Here is a 10486-nt window from a genome sequence, read left to right as displayed (position 1 = left end):
GTCCATCCTCTCGGCGCTCGAGGTGGCCGAGCCGCCCCGCTTCTACGACTTCACCCCCGCCCCGGAGCTCGGCGAGGCCAGCTGAGACGAACCGGGCCGCGTAGTAACACGCGCTCTCGAGGCCTGCGAGACGAAGTCCCTACTCACGCGCCCTTTCTGCCCATCCGCGTATCTACGTGCTGCGGAACTCCGGCACGGGGACCCGGTCACTCGCACCGGCGCTCGCCGGCCGCGCGGCCGATCGCGAGCCGCGGCTGCTCGCCGCCGGCGGGTGAGCCTCAGCTCTCGGCGCGCCGCGTGCGTCGCTGCTCGCGCAGGAGCTGTCCGAGGACACGGATCCCCGGCTCGATCGCCTCGAGTGGGATCGCCGAGTAGCCGAGCCGGAAGCAGTGGCGTCCCGCCCGTGGGTCGGCGAAGAAGATGTCGCCCCGCTCGATGATGACGCCATGGCGCTGTGCCTCTCGCGCCAGCTTCGCACCGTCGAGCGGCTCGGGGCTCTCGACCCACACCGTGACGCCGCCGGCCGGCAACGGGACCGGCCAGGGGAAGTGGCGATCGATCGCCGAGGCCATCGCCTCCCACTTGCGCCGCAGGAGCGCGCGGTGTCGACGGACGGCCCGGTGGTACTGGCCCGACTGGATGAACAGGCCCATCGCCCGCTGGATCTGGCCGGCAGGGTGCCGGATGCTGTAGCGGCGCTCGGCGCGCAGGTGCTCGATGAGCTCGCGTGCTCCCACGAGGTAGCCGAGCCGCAGGCCGGGCGCGAGGAACTTCGAGAAGGTGCCCATGTAGACCACGCGGTCGCTCCGGTCGAGCGACTTGAGCGACGGGCTCGGGTTGCCGAGGTAGCGCAGCTCGCTGTCGTAGTCGTCCTCGAGCACGAGCGTGTCGGCTTCGCTGGCGAGGTGGAGCAGCTGCTGGCGGCGGCCGATGGACAGGGTGGCGTTGGTCGGGTGCTGGTGGCTCGGCGTGAGGTAGAGCAGGCCCACGCCGGCGAGGTCCGGTGGGGGTACCACTCCCGACTGGTCGATCGGGAGCGGCACGAGCTGTGCCTGGCTGCGGACGAAGATGTGGCGTGCGTCGAGGTAGCCGGGGTCCTCGACGGCCACCTTGGTCCCCGGGGCGAGGAGCGCACGGGCGAGGAAGGAGAGCCCCTGCTGCGACCCGACGGTGACGAGAACCTCCTCGGGGTCCGCCTCGATGCCGCGCGCCGGGAGGATGTGACGGCAGAGCATCTCGACGAGCAGGGGGTCGTCCGCGGAGATGGCGTCGCGCAGGCTGTAGTGGAGGTGCGGTGGGTCCAGCGCGTCGCGCAGCGCCCGCGTCCAGGCCGCGACGGGGAACGAGCGCACCTCGACCTGGCCGGCGATGAAGGGGTAGGGGAAGTGCTGCCAGTCGGAGATCTTCTCGATCTCGGGCATCCCCGCGTCGGGCTCGGCCCGGAGGCGTCCGCTCCACGCCAGCGACGCCGGTGGGACGCCGCGCCCGGCCTTCGCGGTGGCCTGTGACAGCGAAACCTCGTCGTTCAGGTACAGGCCCGAGCGCGGCCGTGCGACGAGGAACCCCTCGGCGACGAGCTCCTGGTAGGCGGTATTGACGGTGTTGCGGGACAGGCCGAGCTCGAGCGCGAGCTCCCTCGAGGAGGGCAGGCGGGCGCCGCGCGCGTACTCCCCCGAGAGCAAGCGCTGCTCGAGAAGCCGCCGCAGCTGGCGGTAGAGGGGCTCCTTCGATCCTCGGTCGAGCTCGAAGGAGATCGCCTCGACCGAGGCCAGCGTCGTCACCGTCCAGCCCCTCCCCGTGCCGACCTTCCCGGCAACTGGTACCAAATCAATTAGGAAGTCTGGCTCTTGTGATGGTATCAGTTGCTCCGTACGATGAGCCACGGGCCGGTCCGGGGGGGTCTCGGCCGGGACGGGGGTCGTCCATGGGACACGAGAAGGTGCGTCTCTCCTCGCAGGAGCACCTGCTGCTGCACTTCACCCGCGCCGCGACCTGGCGCAGCCCGGAGCTTCCGGTGATCGTGCGAGGCGAGGGCTGCTACGTCTACGACGACCGGGGACGGCGCTTCCTCGACGGCCTGTCGGGCCTGTTCTGCGTGAACATCGGGCACGGCCGCAGCGACATCGCCGCTGCCGCGGCGAAGCAGATGCAGACGCTCGCCTACGCCACCAACTGGTCGGCGGCGCACCCCTCGGCGATCGAGGCGGCCGAGCTCATCGCCGGCCTCGCTCCCGGCGACCTCGACCACGTCTTCTTCGTCAGCTCCGGCTCGGAGGCCGTCGAGTCCGCGGTCAAGTTCGTCCGCCAGTACCACCTGGCGAGAGGCTTCACGGCGCGCACCAAGATCATCGCACGCGACATGGCGTATCACGGCACGACGCTCGGCGCCCTGTCGCTCACGGGCATCCCGAAGTACCGGGCCCCGTTCGGACCGCTGCTCGAGGGCGTCTTCCACGTGCCGCACACCCTCGGGGCCGAGGTCCCGCCGGGTGGCAGCGCGGCCGACCTCGGGTGCGTCCGGGCCATCGTGGAGGTGATCGAGCGCGAGGGCCCCGAGACGATCGCGGCGATCTTCGCCGAGCCAGTCCAGAACAGCCGTGGCGCGCTCGTGCCGCCGCCGGGCTACTGGCGCGAGCTGCGCGCCATCGCGGATCGCTACGGCATCCTGCTCGTCGCCGACGAGGTGATCAACGCCTTCGGTCGCCTCGGCACCTGGTTCGGCGTCGTCCGAGAGGGCGTCGTCCCCGACCTCCTCACCTTCGCCAAGGGATCGACCTCGGGGTACGCGCCGCTCGGCGGATTCATCGTGCGCCGCTCGCTCGTCGAGCAGCTCCTCGACTCACCGGACGCGATGTTCTCGCACGGGGCGACCTGGGGTGGGCACCCGGTGGCGACGGCGACGGCCATCGCCAACATCACGGCGCTTCGCGACGAGGCCGTGCTCGCGAACGTGACCGAGAACGCTCCGTACCTGCGAGCCGGGCTGGAGTCGCTCGCGCAGCGCCACGCGATCGTGAAGGAGGTCCGGGGGACCGGCTACTTCTACGCGCTCGAGCTGATGCGCGACCGCGACGGCGGCGCGGAGCTCACGCCCGAGCAGTCCGCCCTGCTCGTGCAGCGCGAGCTGCCGGCCCTCATGCGCCGCGTCGGCCTGCTCACGCGACCGGACGATCGGGGTGCGACGATGCTGATGCTCGCACCGCCCCTCGTGGCGGACCGCGACGTGCTCGACGAGCTCATCGGCCAGCTGGACGCCGTGCTCGACGGCGCCACCCGGGCGCTCCAGCGCTGACGGGACGGGTGCGGCGGGGGGCTGCGGTGCGCATCGGTGTCCCGGCGGAGGTGAAGGTCGACGAGTACCGCGTCGCGCTCACCCCAGCGGGCGTGCGCGAGCTCGTGCGCGCCGGCCACGAGGTGCTCGTGCAGGCCGGCGCGGGCGCGGGGTCGTCGATTCCCGACGAGGAGTTCGCCGCCGAGGGGGCGAAGATCCTCGCGACGGCCGACGAGGTCTGGGCCGACGCGGACCTGCTGCTCAAGGTCAAAGAGCCCGTCCCGAGCGAGTACCCCTTCCTGCACGCCGGCCAGATCCTCTTCACCTACCTGCACCTCGCCGCCTCGCTCGAGTGCACCCAAGCCCTGCTCGCGTCGGGCACGGCAGCAGTGGCCTACGAGACGGTCGCGCTCGCCGACGGCACGCTGCCGCTGCTCTACCCGATGTCGGAGGTGGCCGGGCGCATGGCGCCCCAGGTCGGCGCGCACTGGCTGGAGCGGGAGGCCGGCGGGAGGGGCGTGCTCCTCGGCGGCGTCCCCGGCGTCCCCGCGGCCGAGGTGGTGATCCTCGGTGCCGGGGTCGCCGGCACGAACGCGGCCGCCGTGAGCGCCGGGATGGGCGCGAGGACCACCGTCATCGACCGCGACGTGCGCAAGCTCCGCCGGCTCGACGCGACCTACCGGGGAGGCCTGCGCACCCTGGCCGCGAGTCGCTACGAGATCGAGCGCGCGGTCGGGGAGGCCGATCTCGTGATCGGAGCCGTGCTCATTCCGGGCAACAAGGCGCCGAAGCTCGTGGACAACGACCTCGTCCGGCGCATGCGGCGGGGGGCGGTCCTCGTCGACATCTCGATCGACCAGGGCGGCTGCTTCGCCGACAGCCGGCCGACGACACACTCCGATCCGGTCTTCGCGGTCCACGACACGCTCTTCTACTGCGTCGCGAACATGCCGGGCGCCGTCCCGAACACGTCGACCTTCGCGCTGACGAACGCCACGCTCCCGTACGTGCTCGAGATCGCGAACAACGGCCTCGAGCAGGCCGTGCTGGCCGATCCGGCGCTGCGTGGCGGGGTCAACGTGATCTCCGGGCGCGTCGTCCATCCCGGTGTCGCCGAGGCGCACGGCTTGCCGTGCGCCGACCTCGAGGAGGCGATGGCGGCGTGAGGGCGCGCGGGCGACGGGGGCGGGCCCGGCGGGTCGGCGCGGGGGCGAGCGAGCTCTAGCGACAGGAGATGGCCATGGAAGACCAGCGTCTCGGCTACTCAGCGAAGATGATGGCGAGCGAGGCGTTCGTCGAGACCCTCGTCGCTGAAGGGATCTCGACGGCGTTCGGCATCGTCGGCTCCGCGTACATGGACGCGCTCGACCTCTTCCCGGTCGCGGGGATCCGCTTCGTGTCCGTGGCGCACGAGCAGAACGCCGTGCACATGGCCGACGGGTACGCCCGCGCGTCCAACCGCCCGTCGTTCGCCATCGCGCAGAACGGGCCCGGCATCACGAACTTCGTCACCGCCGTCGCCGCCGCCTACTGGGCGCACACGCCGCTCGTGTTCGTCACGCCGTCGGCAGGCAGCCTCGGCGTCGGGCTGGGCGGCTTCCAGGAGACCGAGCAGCTCCCGATCTTCTCGAAGATCACGCGATGGCAGGTCCAGGTGAACCGGCCCGAGCGCGTGGCCGAGCTGCTCCGGCGGGCGTTCTACCTGGCGAAGGCCGAGCACGGCCCCGTGCAGGTCGACATCCCCCGCGACTACTTCTACGGCGAGGGCACGTACGAGATCTACCCCTCGGCGACCGTGGCCCGAGGAGCTGGCGATCCCGCCGCGATCGCCGAGGCGGCGCGACTGCTCGCCGCCGCCCGCTTCCCGGTGATCGTCTCGGGCGGCGGCGTCGTGCAGGCCGACGCCGTCGCGGAGACGGCGCGCCTCGCCGAGTACCTCAGCGCGCCGGTCGTCAGCTCCTACCTCCACCCGGATTCCTTCCCGTCCAGCCACGAGCTGGCCGCCGGCCCCCTCGGCTACCTCGGCTCGAAGGCGGCCATGACGCTCGTCAGCCGGGCCGACGTCGTCCTCGCCCTCGGGTGCAGGCTCGGACCGTTCGGCACGCTCCCCCAGTACGGCTTCGACTACTGGCCGAGGGAGGCGCGCATCGTCCAGGTCGACGTCGACCACAAGGTGCTCGGCCTGACGAAGCGGATCAGCGTCGGGATCTGCGGCGACGCCCGGGCCGCGGCGAGCGCCCTCCTCGAGTCGCTGCGCGCCATCGATCCGGCGCGCCGGCGCGACGAGGTCCGCATCGCGCAGGTAGCCGAGGAGCGCCTCCGCTGGGCGAAGGAGCTCGACGCGCTCTCCTCGAGGCAGGGCCAGCCGATCAGCCCCCGGCGCGCGCTCGCGATCATCCGCGACACGCTGCCCGCGGGCGCCATCGTGACGACCGACATCGGCAACATCTCCTCGGTCGCCAACAGCTACGTCCACTTCGAGCAGCCGAGGAAGTTCCTCGCCGCGATGAGCTTCGGCAACTGCGGCTACTCCTACCCCGCCGCGCTCGGTGCCAAGCTGGCGTGCCCGGACACTCCCGTGCTCGCCCACGTCGGCGACGGGGCGTGGGGCATGAGCCTCGCGGAGGTGCTGACCGCCGTGCGCGAGGAGATCCCCGTCGTGGCGGTCGTCTGGAACAACGGCCAGTGGGGTGCGGAGAAGAAGAACCAGATCGAGTACTACGGCAACCGCTTCGTCGGCACGAACCTCGCGAACCCCGACTTCGCGCAGGTCGCGAAGGCCATGGGCGCGAACGGCATCTCCGTCGAGAAGGAGGCGGAGCTGTCGTACGCGATCACCGAGGCGTTCGAATCGAACCGGCCGACGGTGATCAACGTCGCGACCGACCCGTCCGAGCTCGCCGAGCCGTTCCGCCGGGACGCGCTCCTGCCGCCGCGGCGGCTGCTCGAGAAGTACGCCGCGCTGAACGCGGCCTCCTGAGAGCGGGCGTGACGAGGTCGAGGGCCGCCGCGTGCGCACGGCGCAGCGCGTCGGGCGGGCCGCCCGGCGAGCCGTTGCCCGGACGGGTACGCCGGTGACGAGCGCCCGGCTCAAACGCCCGGGTGCTCTCGCGCCCGGACCCGAGCCTGCCGGCGGGATGCTCGGGCGCATCGAGACGCGCCTGCGCCGCACGACGGCCGGCCGGCCTGTGCGCGTCGCGTTCGCGGACGGCGCCGACGATCGCGTCGTCGCGGCGGCGCGCGAGCTCGCCACGGCGGGGGCCGTCGTGCCCGTGCTGCTCCTGGCGCGCGACGCGGCCGTCGCGCCGGCCAGCGGCGCACTTCCGCCGCCCATCGAGGTGCTCGCGGCACGCGAGCTCGCCGCGCACGAGGCGGTCCGGGCCGCCTACGACGAGGCAGCCGATCGCCGGGGCGTGCCGCCGGCCGAGCGCGCCGCCCAGCTCGACGACCCGCTCTACGTCGGCGCGTCCGCGCTGCGGGCCGGCGTCGTCGAGGCGTGCGTCGGCGGCGCGACGCGCCCGAGCGCCGAGGTGATCCGGGCCGCGCTCGGGATCGTCGGGCTGCGCGACGGCTCGACGACCGTCACGAGCAGCTTCCTCATGCTGCTCGCCGACGGGCGGGTGCTGTCGTTCGCCGACTGCGCCGTCGTGCCCGAGCCGGATGCGCGCCAGCTCGCGGAGATCGCCCTCGAGACGAGCCGGAGCCACGAGCTGCTGACGGGGGAGACGCCCGCGGTGGCCCTGCTCGCTTTCAGCACGAGGGGGAGCGCCCAGCACCGCAGCCTCGACGTCGTACGCGAGGCGGTGGAGCTCCTGCGCGCTCGCGCCCCGCACCTGCGCGTCGACGGCGAGCTCCAGGCGGACGCGGCCCTCGACGAGGCGGTGGCCGCGGTCAAGGCGCCGGGCTCGCCCGTCGCCGGGCGCGCCAACGTCCTCGTCTTCCCGAACCTGCATGCCGGGAACATCGGGTACAAGCTCACGGAGCGCCTCGGCGGGGCGCGCGCGATCGGGCCGGTCCTGCAGGGGCTCGCCGCGCCCATGCACGACCTGTCACGCGGCTGCCGGACCGAGGAGGTCGTCGCGCTGGCGCAGATCGCCGCCCTGCAGGCGAGGGCCGACCCGCGACCGAGGCGGCCGGCGACCGATCGCGTCGCCGTCGCCGCCCCACCTGGGTAGGTCCTGGGGGACAGGCAGAGGAGGAGCCAACCACCGATGGCCGACGCGACGAGGGTCCTGGACCGGGGCATCGAGCCGTCGCCGACGGCGCTGCCTCGGCTCGAGACGGGCCGCCGGCGCACCCGCCTGGCTCGGGGCTGGTGGAGACGGCACAACCGGCAGGTCAGCCTGCTCGTCGTCCTCGCCGCGGCGATCGGGATCTGGCAGGCCGTCACCAGCCTGCAGGTCTTCCCGAGCGTCGCGCTGCCCGCTCCGATCGACGTCTACCACGCCTTCGTCCACACGGCGACGGTGGGCTACCTCGGCGAGACGCTCGGCAAGGACGTGCTCTACAGCGTGCTGCGGGTGACGGTCGGCTTCGTCGGCGCCGTCGTCCTCGGCGTTCCGATCGGGCTGCTCATGGCCGAGTTCGATCCCGTCCACCGCGTCATCGACCCGTTCCTCCAGCTCGGTCGGCCCGTCCCGCCGCTCGCCTACATCCCGCTGTTCGTGGTCTGGTTCGGCCTCGGCGAGCTGCCGAAGGTCCTGCTGATCCTGGTGGGAACCATCCCGATCATCATCATCAACACGATCGGGGGGGTGCGAAACGTCCCGCAGGAGCGCATCAACGTGGCCCGCTGCCTCGGGGCGAACCGCCGGCAGATCTTCGTGCGGGTCATCCTGCGCTCCATCCTGCCGGACATCTTCACCGGGATGCGCGTCGGGATCGGGATCGCCTGGAGCACCCTCGTCGCAGCCGAGCTCATCGCGGCGAGCGTGGGCCTCGGCTGGCTCGTCGAGCAGGCGGCGACGCAGCTGCAGACCGGGATCGTGATCGGGACGATCATCGTGATCGGCATCCTCGGCTACCTCATGGAGCTCGGCATCCGCATCGCCGAGCGAGTCGTCATCCCGTGGCGGGGGCACGTCTAGCGGCGCACCCGCCGCGCACGCCGTGGCAGTGGGGAGAAGGGGGGACATGAGGCAGAGGTAGGCAAGGCAGCACCAGGCACTCACCGGTACGGACGACCGGGGCCTCGACGTCGGCCCGGTCAGAGGGGGGAGACAGCAATGTCCAATGCGAAGCAGCGACTCGTGGCGGTCGGTGGTCGTCTCGGACGACGACGGGCCCGCCGCCTGGTCATCGCGGCGAGCCTGGCCGGCGGCCTCGCGCTCGTCCCGGCGCTGGCGGCCGGGGCCACGGGCCGACCGCACCGTCCGGCGGTCTCGATCGTCATCGGCTACGAGAACAACGGCGCCGACCCGTCGATGATCACGATCGCCAACCACTACTTCCAGCACGAGCTGGGCCCGAACGTGCACCTCGACCTGTTCAGCTCGGGTCCGGCCGCGCTCTCGGCGCTCGCCTCGGGTGCGCTCAAGTTCATGTGCGGCCTCGGCCTGCCGCCGGTGATCTCGGCGATCGAGCGCGGCGTCCCCCTGGTCGTCGTCTGGAACCAGGAGCGCTACACGCGAGACGCCGGCATCGTCGTACGGGCGAGCACGGGCATCAAGTCGCTGGCCGGGCTGCGGGGCAAGACGATCGCGCTCGTGACGGGGTCCGAGTCCTCGTTCGAGCTGCCGACCCTGCTCGCGCAGAAGGGCGTCCCGCTCTCGGCGGTGCACCAGCTCAACATGAGCCCGCCGCAGATGCAGAGCGCCTGGGCGACGGGCCAGATCAACGCCGCCGCGGTGTGGGACCCGGTGTTCGACTACCTGGCGAGCCACGGCGGGCGGATCCTCGCGACGGACGCGAGCCTCCCGCCGAGCGCGAGCTCCTTCAACATCTGCGTCGCCAACAGGCCGTTCGTGACGAGCGACCCGGCGGCCGCGACCGCCTTCGCCAGGGCGATGGCGCTCGGCGTCAACTACATGCACTCGCACCCGGCGAAGGCCTTGGCGATCATGGCGACGAGCGCCGGCATCACCACGCAGGTGGCGAGGAAGGAGCTGGCCGGCTACGAGATCTACTCGCTCGCTGACCAGGTCACGCAGAAGGTGCTCGGGAGCGGCGCGCGCGTGCGCTCGGCAGGGACGACCATCTCCTTCGTGAACAACTGGAAGGAGCTCTACCGGCAGGGCTTCATCACCTCGCCGCCCCCCTCGCCGGCGAAGATGGCCCGGTACATCGACCCGCTCCCGGCGGCTCGGGCGCTCAGGTAGCTCGGTCGATGGCGCTGCTGACCGTCCAGGGCGTCACGATGCGCTACGGCGGACGGGAGTCCTCGAGCACGCAGGTCGTGCTCGAGGACATCTCGTTCGACCTGAGCGAGCGTGAGTTCCTCGTCGTGATCGGCCCTAGCGGCTGCGGCAAGACGACCCTGCTCCACCTGATCGCCGGCTTCGCCCACCCGGTCGGCGGCCGGATCGAGCTCCAGGGCCGGCCGGTTCGCGAGCCCGGCTCGGACCGCGTCGTCGTGTTCCAGCAGCCCTGGCTGTACCCGTGGCTGAGCGTTCGCGAGAACGTGGCCTTCGGGCTCAGCCTCGCCGGCCGCCGCAAGGTGGACTGGGACAAGGTCGACTCGATGATCGCCGTCGTCGGGCTCGCGGGCTTCGAGCGGCACGCCCCCTACGAGCTCTCCGGCGGCATGCAGCAGCGCGTCGCGCTCGCCCGTGCCCTCGTGATGTCGCCGAAGATCCTGCTCATGGACGAGCCCTTCGGGGCCCTGGACGCGCAGACCCGCCATCAGCTGCAGGAGTTCCTCCTCAAGCTCTGGGAGGAGCTCGACGTCGCCGTCGTCTTCATCACGCACGACATCGAGGAGGCGATCCTGCTCGGGGACCGGATCCTCGTGATGGGCGCCCGGCCGGGTCGGATCGCCCTCGAGCTCGACGTGAAGCTGTCGAGGCCGCGTGACGAGGCGACGACGCTCTCGCCCGCCTTCATCGAGCTGCGGCGCCGGGCCCTCGACACGTTGCGAGAGGTCTCCCTCGGCGCCGCCGGCATCCGGGTGCAGGCGAGCTAGGGCAGCCGCGAGGGAGTCGAGGCAGCCGCGCGGCCGGCTCGCGAGCCGGGGCGGCTGCCTCCCTCGCGCGCGGCGCAGGCGTCGCTCCCGCGGGG

The 10486-nt window shown here is 72.3% G+C and carries 8 protein-coding genes; 7 read left to right on the top strand and 1 reads right to left on the bottom strand.

Annotation, left to right across the window (positions count from 1 at the left end):
• Positions 1 to 278: 278 nt before the first annotated feature.
• On the bottom strand, positions 279 to 1781 hold the full coding sequence (locus tag VKV23_04095; GenBank protein HLI15222.1) for a PLP-dependent aminotransferase family protein: 1503 nt from the start codon (positions 1779 to 1781) through the stop codon (positions 279 to 281).
• 143 nt (positions 1782 to 1924) lie between these two features.
• On the opposite strand from VKV23_04095, the gene VKV23_04090 reads away from it, so the two are divergent.
• The 7 genes from VKV23_04090 (at position 1925) to VKV23_04060 (ending at position 10391) form a co-directional block, all read left to right on the top strand.
• Positions 1925 to 3292, top strand: a complete 1368-nt coding sequence (locus VKV23_04090; GenBank protein HLI15221.1) for an aspartate aminotransferase family protein — start codon at positions 1925 to 1927, stop codon at positions 3290 to 3292.
• A 26-nt stretch (positions 3293 to 3318) separates the two neighbouring features.
• Positions 3319 to 4437, top strand: a complete 1119-nt coding sequence (gene ald, locus VKV23_04085; GenBank protein HLI15220.1) for an alanine dehydrogenase — start codon at positions 3319 to 3321, stop codon at positions 4435 to 4437.
• A 74-nt stretch (positions 4438 to 4511) separates the two neighbouring features.
• Positions 4512 to 6251: a sulfoacetaldehyde acetyltransferase gene (gene xsc / locus VKV23_04080; GenBank protein HLI15219.1), complete on the top strand. Its 1740-nt coding sequence runs from the start codon at positions 4512 to 4514 to the stop codon at positions 6249 to 6251.
• A 157-nt stretch (positions 6252 to 6408) separates the two neighbouring features.
• Positions 6409 to 7446, top strand: coding sequence for a phosphate acyltransferase (locus VKV23_04075; protein ID HLI15218.1), 1038 nt, complete (start codon positions 6409 to 6411; stop codon positions 7444 to 7446).
• 36 nt (positions 7447 to 7482) lie between these two features.
• Complete coding sequence (locus tag VKV23_04070) at positions 7483 to 8358, top strand: ABC transporter permease (protein ID HLI15217.1); 876 nt, start codon at positions 7483 to 7485, stop codon at positions 8356 to 8358.
• Between the two features lie 162 nt (positions 8359 to 8520).
• Positions 8521 to 9588 carry an ABC transporter substrate-binding protein gene (locus tag VKV23_04065; protein ID HLI15216.1) on the top strand — a complete coding sequence of 356 codons (1068 nt, stop codon included), beginning with the start codon at positions 8521 to 8523 and terminating at the stop codon, positions 9586 to 9588.
• Between the two features lie 8 nt (positions 9589 to 9596).
• Complete coding sequence (locus tag VKV23_04060) at positions 9597 to 10391, top strand: ABC transporter ATP-binding protein (GenBank protein HLI15215.1); 795 nt, start codon at positions 9597 to 9599, stop codon at positions 10389 to 10391.
• Positions 10392 to 10486 lie beyond the last annotated feature (95 nt).

Source organism: Acidimicrobiales bacterium (assembly GCA_035294085.1).
In the GTDB taxonomy this organism is placed as follows: domain Bacteria; phylum Actinomycetota; class Acidimicrobiia; order Acidimicrobiales; family Bog-793; genus DATGLP01.
Note: the sequence above shows the minus strand (reverse complement) of the source record. Positions and strands in the feature narration are given on the sequence as shown.